This window comes from Actinocatenispora comari (genome assembly GCF_017312725.1).
Lineage (GTDB): Bacteria > Actinomycetota > Actinomycetes > Mycobacteriales > Micromonosporaceae > Actinocatenispora > Actinocatenispora comari.
Genome location: NZ_BOPO01000150.1, coordinates 14,269 through 33,522 on the forward strand (window position 1 = coordinate 14,269; position 19,254 = coordinate 33,522).

General features: G+C 72.8%; 21 protein-coding genes. 13 read left to right on the forward strand and 8 right to left on the reverse strand.

The window, feature by feature from the left end; all coding sequences use genetic code 11:
- Positions 1 to 141: 141 nt before the first annotated feature.
- From NUM_RS35515 to NUM_RS35545, 7 genes are all read left to right on the forward strand, one after another.
- Positions 142 to 597 carry a pyridoxamine 5'-phosphate oxidase family protein gene (locus NUM_RS35515; protein WP_207129329.1) on the forward strand — a complete coding sequence of 152 codons (456 nt, stop codon included), beginning with the start codon at positions 142 to 144 and terminating at the stop codon, positions 595 to 597.
- A 277-nt stretch (positions 598 to 874) separates the two neighbouring features.
- Complete coding sequence (locus NUM_RS35520) at positions 875 to 1,939, forward strand: ATP-binding protein (protein WP_207129330.1); 1,065 nt, start codon at positions 875 to 877, stop codon at positions 1,937 to 1,939.
- 91 nt (positions 1,940 to 2,030) lie between these two features.
- Positions 2,031 to 3,806 carry a vWA domain-containing protein gene (locus NUM_RS35525; protein WP_207129331.1) on the forward strand — a complete coding sequence of 592 codons (1,776 nt, stop codon included), beginning with the start codon at positions 2,031 to 2,033 and terminating at the stop codon, positions 3,804 to 3,806.
- Positions 3,807 to 3,935: 129 nt separating this feature from the next.
- On the forward strand, positions 3,936 to 4,184 hold the full coding sequence (locus tag NUM_RS35530) for a TM2 domain-containing protein (RefSeq protein WP_207129332.1): 249 nt from the start codon (positions 3,936 to 3,938) through the stop codon (positions 4,182 to 4,184).
- A gap of 105 nt (positions 4,185 to 4,289) precedes the next feature.
- Complete coding sequence (locus NUM_RS35535) at positions 4,290 to 4,712, forward strand: helix-turn-helix domain-containing protein (RefSeq protein WP_207129333.1); 423 nt, start codon at positions 4,290 to 4,292, stop codon at positions 4,710 to 4,712.
- 51 nt (positions 4,713 to 4,763) lie between these two features.
- Complete coding sequence (locus NUM_RS35540) at positions 4,764 to 5,162, forward strand: VOC family protein (protein WP_225919066.1); 399 nt, start codon at positions 4,764 to 4,766, stop codon at positions 5,160 to 5,162.
- 65 nt (positions 5,163 to 5,227) lie between these two features.
- Positions 5,228 to 6,433: an MFS transporter gene (locus NUM_RS35545; protein ID WP_207129335.1), complete on the forward strand. Its 1,206-nt coding sequence runs from the start codon at positions 5,228 to 5,230 to the stop codon at positions 6,431 to 6,433.
- Positions 6,434 to 6,570: 137 nt separating this feature from the next.
- On the opposite strand, the gene NUM_RS35550 is transcribed toward NUM_RS35545, so the two are convergent.
- A complete protein-coding gene (locus NUM_RS35550) occupies positions 6,571 to 7,809 on the reverse strand; it encodes an ROK family transcriptional regulator (protein ID WP_207129336.1) in 1,239 nt (412 codons plus the stop codon).
- 144 nt (positions 7,810 to 7,953) lie between these two features.
- Here NUM_RS35550 and NUM_RS35555 point away from each other — a divergent pair, with 144 nt between their 5' ends.
- Positions 7,954 to 9,750 (forward strand): RICIN domain-containing protein, encoded by a 1,797-nt coding sequence (locus NUM_RS35555; protein ID WP_225919067.1) that lies wholly within the window; start codon positions 7,954 to 7,956, stop codon positions 9,748 to 9,750.
- A 44-nt stretch (positions 9,751 to 9,794) separates the two neighbouring features.
- Here the strand turns inward: NUM_RS35555 and NUM_RS35560 are convergent, their stop codons facing one another.
- Positions 9,795 to 10,544 (reverse strand): nucleotidyltransferase domain-containing protein, encoded by a 750-nt coding sequence (locus tag NUM_RS35560; RefSeq protein WP_207129337.1) that lies wholly within the window; start codon positions 10,542 to 10,544, stop codon positions 9,795 to 9,797.
- 244 nt (positions 10,545 to 10,788) lie between these two features.
- On the opposite strand from NUM_RS35560, the gene NUM_RS35565 reads away from it, so the two are divergent.
- Complete coding sequence (locus NUM_RS35565; protein ID WP_207129338.1) at positions 10,789 to 11,499, forward strand: HAD family hydrolase; 711 nt, start codon at positions 10,789 to 10,791, stop codon at positions 11,497 to 11,499.
- A gap of 29 nt (positions 11,500 to 11,528) precedes the next feature.
- On the opposite strand, the gene NUM_RS35570 is transcribed toward NUM_RS35565, so the two are convergent.
- The 4 genes from NUM_RS35570 to NUM_RS35585 all read right to left on the reverse strand — a co-directional run bounded on the left by NUM_RS35570 (position 11,529) and on the right by NUM_RS35585 (position 13,925).
- Complete coding sequence (locus NUM_RS35570) at positions 11,529 to 12,974, reverse strand: MFS transporter (protein WP_207129339.1); 1,446 nt, start codon at positions 12,972 to 12,974, stop codon at positions 11,529 to 11,531.
- 143 nt (positions 12,975 to 13,117) lie between these two features.
- Positions 13,118 to 13,339 (reverse strand): hypothetical protein, encoded by a 222-nt coding sequence (locus tag NUM_RS35575; protein ID WP_207129340.1) that lies wholly within the window; start codon positions 13,337 to 13,339, stop codon positions 13,118 to 13,120.
- The gene (locus NUM_RS35580; RefSeq protein WP_207129341.1) at positions 13,336 to 13,509 is read right to left on the reverse strand and encodes a hypothetical protein; all 174 of its coding nucleotides are present in this window, start codon (positions 13,507 to 13,509) and stop codon (positions 13,336 to 13,338) included. Before NUM_RS35580 ends, NUM_RS35575 begins: the two co-directional genes overlap by 4 nt.
- Entirely contained in the window at positions 13,500 to 13,925 is a 426-nt protein-coding gene (locus tag NUM_RS35585; RefSeq protein ID WP_207129342.1) for a hypothetical protein, read from the reverse strand. The genes NUM_RS35580 and NUM_RS35585 overlap by 10 nt, the downstream gene beginning before the upstream one ends.
- Positions 13,926 to 14,363: 438 nt before the next feature.
- Between NUM_RS35585 and NUM_RS35590 the strand changes: the two genes are divergently transcribed.
- Together NUM_RS35590 and NUM_RS35595 are read left to right on the forward strand one after the other, a co-directional pair.
- Complete coding sequence (locus NUM_RS35590; RefSeq protein WP_207129343.1) at positions 14,364 to 15,224, forward strand: helix-turn-helix domain-containing protein; 861 nt, start codon at positions 14,364 to 14,366, stop codon at positions 15,222 to 15,224.
- A complete protein-coding gene (locus tag NUM_RS35595) occupies positions 15,221 to 15,415 on the forward strand; it encodes a DUF397 domain-containing protein (protein WP_207129344.1) in 195 nt (64 codons plus the stop codon). Before NUM_RS35590 ends, NUM_RS35595 begins: the two co-directional genes overlap by 4 nt.
- Before the next feature lie 58 nt (positions 15,416 to 15,473).
- On the opposite strand, the gene NUM_RS35600 is transcribed toward NUM_RS35595, so the two are convergent.
- The gene (locus NUM_RS35600) at positions 15,474 to 16,142 is read right to left on the reverse strand and encodes a pentapeptide repeat-containing protein (RefSeq protein ID WP_207129345.1); all 669 of its coding nucleotides are present in this window, start codon (positions 16,140 to 16,142) and stop codon (positions 15,474 to 15,476) included.
- 271 nt (positions 16,143 to 16,413) lie between these two features.
- Between NUM_RS35600 and rox the strand changes: the two genes are divergently transcribed.
- Both rox and NUM_RS35610 read left to right on the forward strand, forming a co-directional pair.
- Complete coding sequence (gene rox, locus NUM_RS35605; RefSeq protein ID WP_207129346.1) at positions 16,414 to 17,835, forward strand: rifampin monooxygenase; 1,422 nt, start codon at positions 16,414 to 16,416, stop codon at positions 17,833 to 17,835.
- A gap of 133 nt (positions 17,836 to 17,968) precedes the next feature.
- Complete coding sequence (locus NUM_RS35610; RefSeq protein WP_207129347.1) at positions 17,969 to 18,718, forward strand: PE-PPE domain-containing protein; 750 nt, start codon at positions 17,969 to 17,971, stop codon at positions 18,716 to 18,718.
- Here NUM_RS35610 and NUM_RS35615 read toward each other — a convergent pair.
- Positions 18,715 to 19,170: a winged helix-turn-helix transcriptional regulator gene (locus NUM_RS35615; protein WP_207129348.1), complete on the reverse strand. Its 456-nt coding sequence runs from the start codon at positions 19,168 to 19,170 to the stop codon at positions 18,715 to 18,717. The two genes, NUM_RS35610 and NUM_RS35615, sit on opposite strands and share 4 nt — an antisense overlap.
- Positions 19,171 to 19,254: the final 84 nt, after the last annotated feature.

Sequence of the window (19,254 nt, forward strand, 5' to 3'; positions counted from 1 at the left end):
GGTGATCGGCAGCACGCGGGACGGAGGGCAGCGGGTGCCGCCGCTTGACTTCGACCCGGGTCGAGGTGGTCGGCTGCACCCAGCGGCCGCCACCCGGCGTGAGGTGGTCGGCTGGACGCGGGGTCGAGGAACGGAGTGGGCATGACGCAGCCAGGGGTACGGGGTCGGGCCGAGCGGATGCGGGACACGCTGCGGCGGCTGGCGCACGACGTGGACGTGTGGGTGGCGTCGGCCGGGCCGGGTGGCGCGCCGTACCTGGTGCCGCTGTCGTACCTGTGGACCGGCACCGAGGTGCTGCTCGCCACCTCGCGCGGCAACCCGACCGGGCGCAACCTGCGCGCGGCCGGCAGGGTACGGCTGGCGCTGGACGGCACCCGGGACGTGGTGCTGATCGACGGGACCGTGACGATGGTCGGCCTCGACGCGGTGCCGGCGGAACTCGCGGACGAGTTCGCCGCGCACACCGGGTTCGAGCCGCGCAGGCTGCCCACCCATGCGTACTTCCGGGTGCGGCCGGACACGGTGCAGGTCTGGCGGGAGGTCGACGAGTTCGCCGACCGGTACCTGATGCGCGCCGGCCGCTGGCTCGACACCTGACTGGCCCGACCGTACCGGCTCCGGTGGTCGGGAACGTCGGCGCCGCACCGGATCGGACGGCCGAGAGCCTCGGGGCGGCCGGAAACCCTGGTGCCGCAACGGAGTCCGGCGATGTCCGTACCGCGGCGAGCGAGGCCCGGCAGGGTGCACGGCGGCGGACGGCGGCACAAAACCGGGAGCCGGTACGGCGGTGGCTGTCGCATACTGGCACCCGCTGCCGCCGTGGTACGTCGCGGAAACGCCGACGGCGCACCGGAATCGTGGAAGGGAGGGCAGCGTGGAGGGGAGCGTCACGGTCTCGCCGGCGCAGGTACCGGAGCTGCTGCTCGGCCTGGCCACGGTACGGCCGGTGTTCCTGTGGGGCGCGCCGGGCATCGGCAAGTCGTCGCTGGTGCGCCAGTTCGCCGACTCGCTGGGGCTGCCGTGCGTGAGCCTGATCGGTACCCAGCTGGCGCCGGAGGACCTGATCGGCGTCCCGCAGATCACGCCGGACGGTCGGGCCCGGTTCTGCCCGCCGGAGTCGATCGCCCGGGACGAGCCGTACTGCCTGTTCCTGGACGAGCTGAACGCGGCGACGCCGGACGTGCAGAAGGCGTTCTACTCGCTGATCCTGGACCGCCGGATCGGTTCGTACGAGCTGCCGGCCGGCAGCATCGTGATCGGCGCCGGGAACCGCGCCACCGACAACGCGCTGGCCCGGCCGATGGCGTCCGCGCTGGTCAACCGGCTGGTGCACGTGCACCTGCGGGCGAGCACCAGCGACTGGCTGGCCTGGGCGGCCGACCACGCGATCCACCCGTGGGTCGTCGACTACCTCACCGACCGGCCGGACCACCTGTGGTCGGCCCCGCCCAAGACCGAGGAGCCGTTCTCCACCCCGCGGTCCTGGCACATGCTGTCGGACGCGCTGCGGTCGTTCGGCACCGAGCTGGACGGCGCGACGCTGGAGGTGCTGGCACGCGGGCTGTTGACGCCGCAGCACGCCGTCTCGTTCGGCGGCTACGTCAAGATCGTCCGCAACGCGTACGGGCTGGACGCGATCCTGAAGGGCGACGCGCACTGGCCGCACCGGCTGGAGGACCGCGATCTGCTCTACTACCTGGCCGACGCGTTCCGCGGCCGGCTGGTCAAGGAGCTGCCGGCGAGCCGGGAGCAGGCGTCGGCCAACCGCCGGCAGGTGGCGTTCCGGGCGAAGTCGCTGCTGGTGCAGCTGGCGGAGATCTCGGTCGAGGTGGCGCAGACGGTGATCGCGGACGGCCCGGACGGCAATCCGGTCCTGCCGTCCTGGTTCCTGATCGAGGCGGCGCGGGACATGCCGCGGCTGGTCGAGGCGCGCCGATGAGCGAGCACCGCCGGTGCCGCGCGGCGGGCGGGAGCCCGCTGGAGCACCGCGCATCGCCGTTCGTCGGGCCCGCGCCGCGGCAGGAGCGCCGATGAGTCGGCGCCGGCCGCGGCCGAACCCGGCGGACGAGGCGTTCGAGGCGGGCGCGACGCTGCTGGGCCGCAACCCGGCGCTCGCCGCGGTGCCCGGCAGGGTCTGCCGCAGCCCGGAGTGCCGGGTGTACCCGGTGGACGGCTGGGCGATCGTCGACTCGAACGGCATCGTGCACGTCAACCCGAAGCGACTGGCCGAGCCCGCCGAATGGGCCTGGGTGCTCGCGCATTCCTTGGTACATCTGGGTTTCGGGCACCTGCCGGCGGTCAGGGGCGAGCGTGAGCAGCCGGACCGGTACGACGTGGCGGCGCGCTGCCTGGTGGTGAATCGGTTCCTGGCGACGTTCCCGGTGGGGCGCTCGCCGTTCGCGCTGCCCGGCTCGTACCCGGCCGGGGACGAGGCGACGCTCGCCGACCGCTGGCGCCGGGAGGGCGCGCCGGCGGTGGCCGGAACCGCTGGGCCGCAACCGGACCAGCGGCTGGAGCCGTGGCCGAAGTACGACCAGCCGGTGGACTGGACGGTGTCGTTCGCCTCGGCGCTGACCCGCACCATGTCCGCCGCGCTGGACGTCGCCGGCGGCCGCCGGGACAGCCTGAACGGTCGGCGGGCACCGGACCGGCCGTGGACCCGGGCGCTCAACTGGTTCGTCTCGTCGTACCCGCTGCTCGGTGGGCTCGCGTCCGGGCTGACCCTGGTCGCGGACGCGGAACTGGCCCGCGCCCACGACATCTCGATCGCCGCGGTCAACGCCGAGGCCGGTGAGATCTACCTGAACCCGCTCCGCTCGTACACCGAGCAGGAGTGGCGGTTCATCCTGGCGCACGAGATGCTGCACGCCGCGCTGCGGCACGGCGACCGGTGCGGCGCGAGGGATCCGTACCTGTACAACGTGGCCGCCGACTACGTGGTGAACGGCTGGCTGACCGAGCTGGGCGTCGGCGAGATGCCGGCGGGGCTGCTGCACGACCCGGAGCTCGCCGGCCTGTCCGCCGAGGAGGTGTACGACCGGATCGTGCGGGACCGCCGCCGGCTGCGACGGCTCGCGACGCTGGCCGGGACCAACCGGCCGGACGTGCTCGGCGCGCCGCTCGGCCCCCCGCGCGACTACGTCGATCTGGACGAGTTCTACCGGCGCGGCCTGCTGCAGGGCTTCGCGCTGCACGAACGGGATCGTCGCGGCACCGTACCGGCCGGGCTGGTGGAGGAGATCCGCGCCCTGGCGCAGCCGCCGATCCCGTGGGACGCAAGGCTGGCCCGCTGGTTCGACGAGTACGTGCCGTCGCCGCGCCCGGTGCGCAGCTACGCCCGGCCGTCCCGGCGGCAGGCGGCCACCCCGGACATCCCGCGCGCCGGCCGGTACTTCCCGCCCGAGGAGCGGGAGCGCTGCACGTTCGGCGTGGTGCTGGACACCTCCGGTTCGATGGACCGGCAGCTGCTCGGCAAGGCGCTCGGCGCGATCGCCTCGTACGCGACGGCGCGCGACGTGCCGGCCGCCCGGGTGGTGTGCTGCGACGCCGCCGCGTACGACGCGGGGTACCTGCCGGTCACCGACATCGCCACCCGGGTGCGGATCCGTGGCCGGGGCGGCACCGTGCTGCAGCCCGGCGTACGGCTGCTGGAGCGGGCGGAGGACTTCCCGGCCACCGCACCGATCCTGCTGATCACCGACGGGGAGTGCGACGTGGTCCGGATCCACCGCGAGCACGCCTTCCTGGTACCGCAGGGCGCCTCGCTGCCGTTCACCGCGCGCGGTCCGGTCTTCCGGCTGCGCTGACGTACGGTTCCGCCCCGAGTATGACTCTGTGGTGTCTTTCGCTGAACGTCGAGTGTGTTGACGTTGTGTGTACCCTGTGCCATCTCCCGGCGCGGTGCCGGGAGGTTTGGCCTCTGAAGGGATACATCGATGGATCAGGCAACGCAGACGCCGCAGGCCACCCCCGCGGCCGGCGCCACGACGCCCGGCGCCAAGTCGGTCGGCGTCGCGTACCTGCTGTGGTTCTTCTTCGGCTTCCTCGGCGTGCACCAGTTCTACCTGGGCCGGACCGGCCGTGGCGTCAGCTACATCTTCACCCTCGGCTGGCTGGGTATCGGCCTGCTGATCGACCTGTTCACCCTGCCCGGCCAGGTCCGCAAGGCCAACGGCGAGCAGTAGGCCCCACCTCGCGGTGGCGCGTGATCCTGGGGCAGCGCGCCACCGTCCGCGACCCGCCACGCGCGACGATCGACCGCCCACCGCCGGGGATGGTGTGATGGGGTGGTGAGTCGGGAGAACGAGCGGCGCAACCTGGCGATGCTGCGGGCCCGGGACGCGATGGACGCGCACTACGCGCAACCGTTGGACATCCCGACGCTGGCCCGCCTCGCGCACGTCTCGGCGCCGCACTTCATCCGCACGTTCCGGGCGGTGTTCGGCGAGACACCGCACCGGTACCTGCAGCGCCGGCGGGTCGAGCGGGCGATGTTCCTGCTGCGCGAGTCCGATCGCAGCATCACCGAGGTCTGCTTCGAGGTCGGCTTCGCCAGCCTCGGTACGTTCAGCCGCACCTTCCGGGAGATCACCGGCGAGCCGCCCAGCGCGTACCGGCGGCGGTCGGCGCCGATCGACGTACCGGGCTGCTTCGCCCGGTCGTGGCTGCGACCGAGTCGTTTTGGAGAAGTACGCCGGGCCGAAGGTCGGTAGCGTCGGCGGAACTCGACACACCGTCACGGGAGGGTTCCGATGCTCAACGCGATGACGATCTCGGAGATCTACGTCCTGGACCAGGACGAGGCGCTCGACTTCTACGTCGGCAAGCTCGGCCTGGAGGTGCACACCGACGCCGACCTCGGGTTCATGCGCTGGCTGACGGTCAACGTACCGGGCCAGCCCGACCGGGAGCTGCTGCTGGTCAAGCCCGGCCCGCCGGCGCACGACGAGGCCACCGCGGCCCAGCTGCGGGAGCTGGTCACCAAGGGCGCCCTGGGCGTCACGATCTTCACCACCGAGGACGTCCGGAAGACGCACGCGACGCTGCGGGAGCGTGGCGTGGAGATCAGCGAGGAGCCGGTCGAGCGCGACTACGGCACCGACTTCGGGCTGCGCGACCCGTTCGGGAACCCGCTGCGGATCGGTCAGCTCCCCGCCCGCTGAGCATCCCGCCGACAGCGGGGCCTAGGGTCGCGACGGAGACCCCGCGCGATCGGTGAGGATGCCCCGTGAGTAGTTCCGGCGTCGTCGTCGACCGTCGCTCGCTCGTTCGGTGGCGCAATGCGGTGATCGCCGCGTTCGGCCTGGGCGGGCTGACGCTGACCGCCTGGGCGCCCCGGCTGCCGGAGCTGAAGGCGGCGCTGGCGGTCGACACCGGCACCCTCGGTACGTTGCTGGCGGCGGTGACGGTCGGTTCGATCGCCGGCCTCTCCGCCGCCACCCCGGTACTGCACTGGCTCGGCAGCCGCCGCGCGCTGTCCGGCGCGCTGCTGCTCGTCGCGGGCGCTCTCGCGGTGCTCGGCGCGGCCGCCCTGCTCACCTCGGTACCGCTGATCGCGGCGGCGTTCGTGCTGGTGGGCCTGGGGATCGGGACGCTCGATGTCCTGATCAACGTGGAGGGGTCGGCGGTCGAGCAGGCGGCCGGCCGCACCCTGATGCCGCTGATGCACGGCGCCTGGTCGGTCGGCGTCGCGGTCGGGTCGGGCATCGGTGGCGGCTGCGCGGCGCTGCACATCGCGCCGTCGGCGCAGTTCTTCGGCGAGGCGGTCGTCGTGGCGGTCGCCGCACTCGTGCTGGCGCGGTCGATCCCGGCCGGTACCCGCGAGCAGGACGAGCCGGCGCGACGGCGGAGCCGGTGGGCGAAGGTCGGTGAGTGGCTGCGGGGCTGGACCGACTGGCGGCTGCTGCTGATCGGCGTCGTCATGCTCGGGGTGGAACTCGGCGAGGGCTCCGCGAACAACTGGCTGACGATCGCGGTCAGCGACGCGCACGGGCGCAGCCCGGCGATGGCCGCGGTGTTCTTCACGGTGTTCGCCGCCGCCGAGGCGAGCGCCCGGATCTTCGGTGGCCCGGTGGTCGACCGGCTCGGCCGGGTCCGGGCCGTCCGGTGCACCACCGGCCTGGGCGTGCTGGGTACCGCGCTGTTCATCGTCGGGAACAGCCCGTGGCTGGTGCTGCTCGGCGTGGTGCTGTGGGCGGTGGGCGTCTCGATGGGGTTCCCGCTCGGCATGTCGGCGGCGGCCGAGAGCGGCCCGAACCCGGCCGCCCGAGTCAGCGTGGTCGCCTCGATCGGCTACCTGGCCAACCTCGCCGGCCCGCCGGCCGTGGGACTGCTCGCCCGGTCCGCCGGCGTGCTGCGTGCCCTCTGGCTGGTCGCCGCCCTGCTCGCGATCGCCTTCGCCGTCGCCGGTTCGCTGCGCCGCCGCTCCGCCTGACCGGCCGCGGCCGTCCGGGCCGGCTCGTCGCGGCCGGGGCGTCGTCGCCCGCGACCGCCGCGGCACTCGGCCGTCGCCCGCGACCGCCGTGGCACTCGGCTTCTCGGCGCCGGCCGGCCCGGCCCGCGACCCCGCTGTCAGGGCACCGGGACGCCGAAGGCGGCGGGGTCGGTGAAGACGTCGTCCAGGACGGTCTCGGCGGCGCCGCGGGCGGCGGCGGTGAACCCGAGCCGGGACAGCCGGACGTCGCAACCGCCGGCGTGCGGCGCGAGTACCCGGCCGGTGACCTCGGCGCGGACCCGGGACAGCAGCGGCTCGCCGAGATGGCTGAAGTACCCGCCGAGCACCACCACCGCCGGGTCCAGCACGTTGACCAGCAGCCCGAGGCCGAGCCCGAGGTCGGCGGCGATCCGGTCGACGGCCCGGACCGTACGGGCGTCCCCGGCGGCGGCGCGCGCGGTGCCGAGCGCGAGCCGTTCCTCCAGGTCACGGCGCTGGTCGCGGAGCGGGTCGGTGGCGTCGGCCGCGTACGAGAGGAAGGTGCCGAGGCCGACCATGGTCTCGAAGCAGCCGCGCTGGCCGCAGGGGCAGGCGGCGCCGCGCGGATCGAGCGGCATGTGGCCGAGTTCGCCCGCGGAGTGGGCGGCGCCGAGGACCAGTGTGTCGTCCACGACGATGCCGCCGGCGACACCGACCTCGCCGGTGAGGTACAGCAGGCTCGGTACGTGCGCCACCCGGTGCTCGGCGACGGTGCCGAGGCGGGCGTCGTTGTCGACCCGGACCAGCGGGGCGCCCGGGCCGAGGCGGTCGGCCAGTTCGGTGGCGAGGGGGAGGTCGGACCAGCCGAGGTTGGTGGCGAGGCGGACGACGCCGGTGTCCCGGTCGACGTGGCCGGGTGCGGCGACGGTGACCCCGGTGACGGCGGTACCGGTGGCGCGCAGTGCGGTGAGCGCGGCGGCGACGAGGTCGGCGGTCAGGTCGAGGGTGGCGCGGTGGTTCCGGCGGTCGTGGTCGACCGGCGCGCGGTCGTCGAGCAGCACGTCGCCGGGCAGGTCGAGGGCGATGACCCGGATGTAGTTGACGCTGATCTCGACGCCGAGCCCGCAGCGGGCGCCGGCGCGCAGCGCGACGGCCTGGTGTGGCCGGCCGATGCCGCCGGCCCGGCGCCGCTCGTCGTCGGTGACCAGGCCGAGCTCGACGAGCTCGCCGACGAGCTTGGACACGGTGGAGTTGGGCAGGCCGAGGTCGCGGGAGATCTCGGTCCGGGACCGGGCACCGCGGCGCAGGTGGCGCAGCACCACGCTGACGTTGTTGCGCCGGATCGCACCGCGGGCGGCGGCGTCGCCGCTGCCCGTACCGCTGCCTGCCGTGAGCACGGCACCTCCAGGGTGTCTCGGTTGGCGTTCTCAGGGTATTGACCCGGAGCGAGTTAGTTATAACCTTAGCGAAAATAAATCGTACGGATCGGGACTTGTCCGCCGGACGGCGGCACCTCCCGCTCGGACGGAAGGAGCCATCCCGTGCCCCTCTCCCGACAGACCCGACGACGCGCGCTGGCGGCGCCGGTGGCGGTCGCCGCCGCCGCGCTGACGGTCGCCGCCGGCCTCGGCACACCCGCGGCGGCCGACCCGGCCGCGCAGTACACCGTCACGATCGGTTCGACCGGCGTCTACCGGTACCCGACCGACACGCCGGCGAGTGCGTTCATCGACAGCGACGGCACGTTCCACTTCCAGCAGTCGGCCGCCCTCTACGGCGCCAACGACCCGCGGTACTGGGAGTTCTACACCGGTACCGACTTCGACCACGCCAGCCGGGACGCCAGCCTGTCCGACGCGGTGAACCCGGACAACCCCGCCGACGCCAACAACGACACCACCTGGCGCTGCAACAACAGCCCGACCGGCAAGGAGTCCACGTACGCGCCGGCCGGCTCCGGCTACGCGCAGAAGAACTACTGCGACCTGGTCGGTACCTGGGTCGACCCGGACACCGGCGACTGGTACGGCATCGTGCACAACGAGTTCACCCCGGAGCCGTTCGGCGCGTACTCGTTCTCGCACTACGACGCGCTGGACTACGCGGTGTCGCACGACCACGGGAAGACCTGGAGCATCGAGGGGCACGCGGTCACCTCCCCGTACAGCACGAAGCGCGGTGACACGGACGCATTCCCGAACCAGTCGTTCTACTACGGCGACGGCGATCCGCGGCTGTTCACCGACCCCGCGTCCGGCTACTTCTACCTGTACTACGGCTCCCGGGTGGTACCGAAGAAGGGCGCCGGCGGCGCGGACGTCGACCTGCAGCACGTGGCGCGGGCGCCGATCTCGGGCAAGATGGCGACCGGCACCTGGCAGAAGTGGTACGACGGGCACTGGTCGCAGCCCGGGGTCGGCGGCAAGGAAAGCAACATGGTGCCGGTCGACGCGGACAGCGCGACCGGTTACACCCCGCCGGACAAGGACTACGACCCGGCCAACACCGGGAACCCGACCCAGCAGGTGGCCGCCGGCACCCTGCCGCCGAAGTCGAAGCTGTTCGTGATGAACATCGTCTACGACGCCTACCTCGGCCTCTACATCGGCGAGCCGGAACGCACCAACGGGCCCGAGCCGCAACGGTTCTACGCCACCGACGACCTGAGCACCCAGCGGTGGCGGCTGATCGGCGACTCCGGCGACTACACCTCGGAGTCCTGGTACCGCTGGATCGTCGACAGCGCGACGCTGACCGGCACCACGATCGTCGGCAAGGACTTCCGCTCGTACTGCTCGATCGCCTGCAACCACTCCGACGGCGAGTACGCCAACGTCACGATCGACACGACCGCGCCGACGCAGGCACCGGTACGGGCCGGCACCAGCTACCGGATCGCCAGCGGTACCGGCCGGGTGCTCGCCACCGCGGGCCGCAGCACCGCGACCGTCGCGCTGCCGGCCGCCACCCGCAGCCGCAACGCCGACTGGCGGTTCGTCGCCGACGGGGACGGCTCGTACCAGGTGGTCGACCCGGCCGGGCGGGCGCTCGGCGTGGACGCGGCGAGCACGGCGGGCCGGGCCTGGGGCGCCGAGCCGACCGTGACCGCGGTCGGCTCGGACGGCCCAAGCACCGGGCAGCAGTGGTGGATCGTGCCCAACCGCACCGATCCCGGCACGTACCGGCTGATCAACCGGTACAGCGGGCTGGTGCTCGGGATGGCCGGCGGGCAGCCGGCGACCACTCCCCTGCGTACCTGGACCAACCGCACCGGCAGCCCGGTTGGCGCCCACCACAGCGCCGCCGAGCAGACCGTCGCGTTCCAGCCCCTCCACTGAGGACCGACGCCCTGAGCCCCGGAACTCCCGGGGCTCAGGGCGGGTCAGCGAAAGAGCGTCAGCTCGTGACCCCAGGCGTCGATCGTCGGGCCGAAGCCGGCGGCCCGCGCCGGCCGTCCAATACGCGCGAACAGCTCCCGCTGGGCGGCGGCGTCGCCGTCGGCAGCGATCCGGCCGACCAGGTCGAGCAGCATAGCGCCGTCGATCCAGCCGTCGGTGAGGGGCCGCCGCGCCAGCTCCCACCGCAGGTACTTGTTGTACGGGCGGAGCCGGTGGTGCAGCGCGAACACCACCGGAAGCGCCCAGGCGATGCTCTCGATCGCGTCCAGCTTCGCCTCGAACGCCCGCCCGTCCCGGTGGCTCTTGAGCGACCGGTAGGCGAAGTTGACGTAGCCGTCCAGGTACGTCGTCAGGGCCCGGCCCACCTCGGCATGGGTCAGCGTCGCCTGGACGTGCAGTGCGGCGGCGAGAGCCCCGTCGGTGCGGTCCAGCAGGATCCGTACCGTCGAGCAGGCGTACCGGTCCCACCAGTCGACGGGATCCGCGGGGACGTCCCGCAGGTCGTCCAGCGTCCTGACCACCACGTCGATCGCCGGCGAGCGCCGCGTCGCCCACTCGTCCGATCGCTCGGCCAGCACGACGCAAACGTCGACGTCGGAATGGCGCGTCGCCATGCCCTCCCGGGCGGCCGAGCCGAACAGGTACACCCCGACGACGGTGTTGTCGTTCCACGCTCGCCGGAGCAGTCGGTCGAGTTCCGGCGTCGTACCGAGTGGACCCGAGATGTCCGCCATACCACGATGCTCCCGCCGGGTCCGCACTGCGGCCAGGCATTTTCCGGTGGCGCGCCGCCGGGCCAGCCCTCGGGCGCCCGGCATGGGGACGACTGGCACTGAGCCGTGCCGCGTCGTCGGCCGCCGGGGCTCGGCTCGGGTACCCGAGTGCGGCAGACTCGACGTCGATCCGACCGGTGGGCCGACGGGCCCGGGGTACGACCGCGGTTCGGTGCGGGCTTCGTGGCAGGACCGAGGTGATCCGATGCTGGTGTTGTGGGACATCGACCACACGTTGCTGGACGCCGGCCCGGCCGGCCGGGACGCGTACGCGGCGGCGTTCCAAGCGGTCGCCGGCCGGCCGCTGACGGCGCCGTGGCAGTTCGACGGGCGGACCGAACTCGCGGCCGCCACCGAGGTGTTGCAGGCACACGGCATCGACCCGGCCGACGGCACGCTCGACCGGTTCCTCGACCAGCTCGTCACGCAGTTCCGGGCGTACGCCGACGGCATCGCCACCGAAGGTCGGGCGCTGCCCAGTGCGGCGGCGGCGCTGGCCGCGGTGGGCGCGCTGCACGGCGTGCACCAGTCGGTGCTGACCGGCAACCTGTACCCGCTCGCCGTGATGAAACTGACCGCCTTCGGGCTGGCCGACCACCTCGACCTCCGGCTCGGCGCCTACGGCGGCGACGCGTACGAGCGCACCGACCTGCCGGCGCACGCGTTCGCCCGGGTCGAACGAGAACTCGGTCGTCCGCACCGTCCCGAGGACACCGTGATCGTCGGTGACACCCTGCGCGACGTCGCCACCGCCCGGGCCGCGGGCACCCGGATCGTCGCGGTGGCAACCGGTTCGGTCGGCGCCGACGCGCTGGCGGCGGCGGGTGCCGACGTCGTACTGACCGACCTCGCCGACACCGCCGCCACCCTCCACGCCATCACCGGCCGCCCCCGGCGCGGCCCCGAGCAGCCGTAGCGATCAGCTGCGTGGCAGGCCCGCTCCGATCACGGTTGCGGGCTCCCGACGTGCGACGACGCCCGGTCCGGGTCGCCGAGGTCGTCGTCCGTGGCGGCCGACCGGGTGCGGTGCTGGGCCCGCATTGCGGTCGGCACGCCGAGTGCGGCGACGACGGCGAAGGCGAGCAGCAGGAAACGGCCGGCCGCGACGGTGTCCGCCCCGCCGAGGTTGACCAGCAGGCCGGCCACGGCGGCGCCGAACGCGGTGGCCATCGTCAGTACCGTCGCGATGCCGGCCGCCGCCTGGTTGGCCTCGTCCGGATCGGCGGTTCCCGTCATCGCCGCGACCGACAGGTGCGGCATGGCCAGGCCGATTCCGGCGCCGGCGAGCAGCAACAACGGAAGCCAGGCCAGGACCGCGGCCGTCGAGCCGTCGGCGGGCAGCAGTGCGGCGAGCACTGCCAGTCCGACGGCGAGTACCGCGGGGCCGCCGGGCCGCAGCAGCCGGACCACCCCGGAGCGGTGCGCCGACGAGCTGAGGACCTGGCTGCCCGCCCATCCCAGCGACAGCGCGGCGCCGAAGAAGCCGGCCAGCAGCGGCGGCAGACCGCCGAGCCGCTGCGCGAACAGCGGCAGGAACGCCTCGACGGCGGTACCCGCCGCCAGCACCGCGATCGTCACGTACACCCACGGCAGCGAGGCGCCCGGCCGGTAGGTGGAGCGGGGCAGCACCGGGGTCGTGGTTCGCCTCTCGGCGACCAGGAACGCCACCACCAGTAGGAGCCCCAGCACCACCAGCGCGCCCTTGGCGAGCGGCTGCGTGACGATCCCCCCGACGCTGACGGCTCCCGCCGCGGCGACGATGAGCCCCACCGAGCCCGGCCGTGGCGAGTGCGCCGTCGACCAGCTGCCGCCCCGGGGCAGGGTGCGGGGCACCAGCACAGCGATCCCGACCGCGGCGGCGGCCAGCACCACGAACGCCAGCCGCCAGGAACCGAACTGGGCGAACAGCCCGCCGAGAGCCGGCCCGACGAAGTTGCCGACTCCGTACATCGCCGAGATCAACGCGCTGCCCCGCGCCCACAACGAACGCGGCAGGGCCGCCTGCACCAGCGCGAACCCCAGCCCGGTCAGCAGCCCGGCGCCGAGGCCCTGCAGGGCGCGGCCCACGAGCAGCACCGCCATGGTCGGGCTCGCCGCGCACACCACCGATCCGGCGGCGAAGACGCCGAAGCCGATCAGGTAGGCGCCGACCGTGCCACGGCCGGCCAGCACCCGGCGGACGAACAACGTCGCCACCAGCTGGGCAACCAGGAACGCGGTCATGTTCCAGGCGTAGAGCCGTTCCCCGCCGATCTCGGTGACCGCCGTCGGCAACAGACTGGCCGCCACGTAGATGTTCACCGCACCGATCAGCACACCGCCGGCCAGCACCACCGCGGTACCCAGATGTGCTCCGAGATCGCGCCACGATCCGCTTCCATCGCTGCCCACTCGACTCGCTCCCCTCTCGTTCCGACCTTTCACGGGGTGCATTCTGGCGGGCCCGCGAGCCCCGGTAATCCGACAAATCGGGCGTGACGTGCGGCACAAATTCGCCGCCGTCTCGTCGCCGTGGCCACGCCTGGATGGTTCCGCTACGGGTCGGGCCAGATCGGGTCGGGGAGTTGGCGGAGCTGGGCGAGCGGGACGTCCTGGTCGCAGTGCCACTGGGTCAGATCGGCATGGATCAGGTAGCCGCCGAGGTGCACCCAGCCCGGGGTTCGGCTGTCCGACACCGAAAGCACCCGGTAGGGCCGGTCCGACACGTACGCCGGCAGCGCGACCAGGTCGCCGACCCGCGGCCGGTACCCGGTCACGGCGTGCTCGCCGGTGTGACCACCCGGCGCACCAGGTCGGGATGCGTCCACCAGACCCGACCGGTACTGCCGGTGATCTCGACCAGGCGCTCGTGATGCAGGTACGCCTCCACGACGGTGACCACCGTCGCCGTGCCGATGCGCACCCGATCGCCGGGAATCACGACCATGGCGCACTCACCGTGCCTGCCACCGGAACCCGGGCCCGGCCGACCGGAATCCCTTGGCGCCCAATGCCGCCGGCCGGCAGTCCGTCGCTCCGCCGGTCGGTACGCAACCGGTCGGCGCGGAGCCGGTCGGCGCGCAGGCTGTCGGCGCGAAGCTGGTCGGCGCTCAGACTGTCGGCGCGAAGCTGGTCGGCGCGGAGCCGGTCGGCGCGCAGGCTGTCGGCGCGAAGCTGGTCGGCGCGGAGGCGGTCGGCAAGTGCCGTGGCCGCCGCGTACGGGTCGGTGGGCCGGCGGCGGCGCCGGCGCTGGTGGCGGACGGCGAGCGGTACGAGCAGGTACGCCGCCAGCGCGACGATGCCGGCCGCGTCGAGCGCGCAGCCGATGTCGACGGCCACCCGGTACAGCGCGAGGGTGCTCATCGCCACCACCCCGCCGGGTCGATCGGGCGGGTGGCGAGCTCGTCTCGCCAGGCGTCGATGCGGGCGCGCAGCCGCCGGCACGCGCCCGCGATAGTCTTCAGCAGCTCCATCGGTTCTCCAAGGGTTCGATGGGGCGGGGGCGCGGTGCGGCCGGCAAGCAGGCACCGCGCCCCCACTCTCTTTCTCCTCGACCCACCGGGTACGGCGGCGGGCCACCTCCGACGAAGCGACGCGCAACGGAATCGACGCGTCACCGTTCGTCGTCGGCAATCAGCAGTATTGCCGCAGTACGGTCCTTTGTGCAACGAGTCATGTGAACTCATATGCGACCATCGGTTAGATGGTGAAACCGAATGTGTTGCGTCGTGACACGTCATCGTGTGTCATAGCGGTGCAGACCGGTGTGTCACGGCGACACGGGGAAGGGAGGTCGAGGCAGTGATCGACAGCGATACGGGATCCACCGTTCCGCGCTGGCGTTTGGGCCGTGAGCTGGGAAAACTCCGTGAGCAGAGCGGGCTGAAGACGGCGCAGATCGAGGCACGCACCGGTTTCAGCAGGTCGAAGATCTACCGGATGGAAACGGGGAAGTCGCCGAGCCGCCGGGCGGACGTCGAAATTCTCTGCCAGATTTATCGTGCTCCGGCGCGTCTCACCAAGGCGCTGACCGCGCTGGCCACCGAAACGACCAAGACTGGCTGGTGGCACTCGTACGGAGACGTCATCCCGGAATGGTTCGAGCTGTTCGCGGGCATGGAGGCCTACGCGGAGAGCATGGACATCTACGAGCCGGAACTCGTCACCGGCCTGTTGCAGACCCACGACTATGCGGCCGAGATCATGCGCACGGCCGAGGCCGACGGTGACGACGAGGAGATCGAGCGCCATGTCGACCTGCGTCTCAAACGCCAGGCACGCCTGGACGACGACGATGCGCCACGCGTGCACGTCATCCTGAACGAAGCCGTGATCCGCCGACCGGTCGGCGGCCCCGCCGTCATGGCCGAACAACTCCGCCACCTCGTCGACATCGGCCGACGAGACAACGTGACCGTGCGGCTGTTGCCATTCTCGGCCGGTGCGCACGCGGCAATGATGGCCGGCTTCACGTACATGCGGTTTCCGCAACGAGCGATATCCGACGTCATCTACCACGAGACGCGTACCGGCGGCCTGTATCTCGATCAGGCGGCGCAACGAAAGCCGTACCGGCAGATGTGGCGGGACATCGACGGCAGGACACTTGGCCCCGACCCCAGCCGAGACATGATTGCCAAGGCAGCAGAGGAGTACGAATGACAACCGATCTGAGCGGCGCCGTGTGGCGGAAGAGTACCCGATCCGGGAACTCCGGCGGTCAGTGCGTCGAAGTAGCGGCCAACCTCTCTGGTGTCGTTGCCATCCGGGACAGCAAGGACCCGGACGGGCCGGCACTGGTGGTCCACCCGACCGCGTTCCGTACGTTCACGGAGACCGTGAAAGCCCACTGATCCTACCGATCGCACGCGCGCCTCGGGACCGCCGCACGGTCGGGAGGCGCGCGTCCGCTCATCCGTCGGCGTTGACCTGGAAGCCGGCCTCGTGGGCGAGTTGGGCGCCGGCGACGGCCGCCTGGGCGGCGGTGATCCGGGCGCCGCGCAAGGAGTGCAGGCCGCGGGCGCCGGCGATCCGGGAGCCGGTCAGGTCGCAGCCGGTGGCGGCGGTCGCGGCGAACTCGACCCCGTCGAGTTCGCAGTCGACGAACAGCACGTTGCGCAGGTCCCCGCCGATCTGCGCACGGTCGAACGAGCAGCCCTCGAACACCACGAACCCCTTCGTACGGTCGATCCGTACGACGGCGTAGTCCAGTCGGGTGTCCGCCACGTACAGGTCGTCGGCCAGCGCCAGAGCCAGCCGCCACCCCGTGGCCCGGCACGAGACGACCTCGACCCGGCGGGCGGTCACCGGCGCCCATTCGGCGTTGGACACGTCCCCGCCTCGCACCGCGACATCGGTCAGTTCCAGTGGCCCCCACCGGGACTCCGACAGGTCGACCCCGCGCAACAGCGATCCGGAGACCTCCCCGTCGGCGGTCGAACCGGTCGCGTCGGCCTGCACGATGCTGGCGCCGACGATCTCCAGCTCCCCGTCCAGCGGGTCGGCCGTCTCCGCCAGGTCGTCGGGATCGATCGACGGTTGCCGGATGGCCCGCTTGGCACCGAAGTCGCGGAACTGCATCCGCTCACCGTAACCGCCGCGCCAGGCGCGCCGCCGGCTTGCCACCCCGCAGTCCGAGTCCCGGCTCCGGGCGACCTCACGCCGCGCGAACCGGCGGCTGGCGGCACCGAAGAAGGCGGGACCTGCCCGCCACTACCAACGTAACGCGAGGTGGGGGGCTTGCGGCAAGGGCGGGGGTGTGGTGCAGACTCTGCGTTCGCCTCCCGACCCTCGATCCGGTGCGTTCCCGCGGAACTCGCCGCGATCGCTGCTGCCCTGTGGATGGAGTTGCATGATCGACGTGATCGTGGCCGGCGGTGGACCGACCGGGCTGATGCTCGCCAGCGAGCTGCGGCTGCACGGCGTGCACGTCGTCGTACTGGAGCGCGACGACGAGCCGACCACCGTGGTGCGGGCGCTCGGGCTGCACGCCCGCAGCATCGAGCTACTCGACCAGCGCGGCCTGCTGGAACGGTTCCTCGCGGTGGGGAGGAAGTCGCCGCTGGGCGGGTACTTCGCCGGCATCGGCGGCGCCACTCCCCCGCGCCTGGACACCGCACACGGGTACGTGCTGGGCATTCCGCAGCCGACCATCGACCGGCTGCTGGCCGAACGCGCGGTCGAACTCGGCGCCGAGATCCGCCGCGGCTGCGCGGTGGTCGGGCTGAGCCAGGACGACGACGGCGTGGCGGTCGAGACCGCCGGTGGTGACCGGCTGCGCGCGCGGTTCCTGGTCGGCTGCGACGGCGGCCGCAGCACGGTACGCCGGCTGCTCGGGGTCGGCTTTCCCGGCGAGCCGAGCACGCACGACACGCTGCTCGGCGAGATGCGGGTGACCGCGCCGGCGGAGACCGTGGCGAGCGTGGTGGCCGAGATCCGGCGGACGCAGCGGGGATTCGGCCTCGGCCCGCTGGGCGACGGCGCGTACCGGGTGGTCGTGCCCGCCGCCGAGGTGGCCGAGGACCGGTCGGTACCGCCGACCCTGGACGAGTTCCGGCGGCAGCTGCGGGCGGTGGCGGGAACCGACTTCGGCGTGCACTCGCCGCGCTGGCTGTCCCGGTTCGGCAACGCCACCCGGCTGGCCGAGCGGTACCGGACCGGCCGGGTGTTCCTGGCCGGCGACGCCGCGCACGTGCACCCGCCGACCGGCGGGCAGGGGCTCAACCTGGGCCTCCAGGACGCGGTCAACCTCGGCTGGAAGCTCGCCGCCGCGGTCGCCGGCCGGGCCCCCGACGACCTGCTGGACAGCTACCACGCCGAGCGGCACCCGGTGGCGGCCGACGTACTGACCAACTCCCGGGCTCAGATGGAACTGATCTCGACCGAACCTGGCCCGCAGGCGGTACGGCGGCTCCTGGCCCGGCTGATGGAGTTCGAGGAGGTGCACCGGTACCTGATCGAGCAGGTCGTCGCGACCGGCATCCGGTACGACCTCGGCTCGGCCGACGAGCTGGTCGGCCGCCGGCTGCCGGACGTACCGCTGTCCGACGGGCGGCTCTACCAGCTGATGCACCGGGGCCGCGGGTTGCTGATCGACCGCACCGGGCGGCTGTCGGTCGGCGGCTGGGCCGACCGCGTCGACCACGTCGTCGACGCCGGCGCGCGGCTCGATGCCCCCGCCGTACTGCTGCGGCCGGACGGCCACGTCGCCTGGGCCGGCGCCGACCAGCCCGACCTGCTCCCCCACCTGTCCCGCTGGTTCGGCCCGGCATGACCCCGCGCACGGCGACCTGACCGATCCACCGCCGGCTTTTGGGCGATTTCAGCGGGATGTCATCGGTGCCCCCTAGCGTCGGGCTGCCGCGGCGCTCGCCGCGGCCGTACCGGATCGCAGGAAGAGGGATGGCATGAAACGACGCTCGCTCCGCCGACTCGCGGCCTCGATGGGTGCCACCGCGGCGATGCTCGTCGCCGGCGGATTCTTCGCCACCGCGGCGCACGCCAGCGGGATCGACCACTACTACGTCGAGATCGGCGGTACCGGTGCGGCGCAGCCCGCGTCGAAGGGCTGCACGTCCAGCTACTGGGCCGCCAACGCGACGCTGCCGGCCGGCAGCAAGGCGGTCGGGGTCTGCTACCCGGCGACGGCCGGCCCGTGGGTCGGCGGGGTCACCGCGCCGAGCTACGACGCCAGCGTGCACCAGGGGTACGGCGCGGCCCTGGCGCTGGTGCAGCAGCTGCACGCGGAGAACCCCGGCGCGCGGATCACGATCACCGGGTACTCGCAGGGCGCGCAGATCGGTGACCAGGTGCTGCAGGCCGTCGCGGCCGGCTCGTTCGTCCCGCACGGCCAGGTCGACGGGATGCTCTACGCCGACCCGATGCAGCCCGGTACCGGGATCTGGGGTCACCTGTTCCCGAAGGGGGTCAGCCTGCTCGGCTTCACCTCCGCCGGCGCCGGCCCGACCGACTTCGACGGGATCCCGGTCCGGCGGTTCTGCATCCACACCGACGGGATCTGCGACGCCAGCTCGATCCAGGGCATCGGCGGGTACTTCGTCCAGCACCCGACCTACCCGAAGCACATCATCGGCGACACGCTGCGGTTCGACGGCCAGAACGGCATCCGCTGGTACCCCGAGGGTGCCGGAAACTAGGGCCTCCGCACGGTGGTGCTGTCGGCGTCGGCGAGGGTGCCGCGGGAGGTCGTGGGCCGCAGCTCCGGGACCGGTCGGTCGTGCTGGTCGACCAGGACGGAACGGGGCTCGTCCGGGCCGAACGCGTGCCGCTCGCCCCACTGCCGCAACGCCACGACGACGGTGAACAGGTCGCGCCCGGCCGGGGTGAGCAGGTAGACCGGCCGCTTCCCGGACGGCGCCGGCCGCCGGTCGAGCACGCCGTTGGCGGTCAGCCGGCGCAGCCGGTCGGTGAGGATGTTGCGGGCGATGCCGGTGCGCTGCTGGAAGTCGGTGAACGAGCGGGCACCGTCCATCGCGTCGCGGACGACGAGCAGGCTCCACCGGTCGCCCACCAGGTCGAGGGTGCGGGCGACCGGGCAGGTCGGGTCGGTCCAGGCCGGGTCCGCGGCGCCGGCCTTCGGGTGGGCCATCACACCTCCGGAAAGAGTTGCTGTTTGAAACCATCTTGCCGTACGTTCCCATCGGTTGCAAAATGCCACTGATGGGGAGGGCGG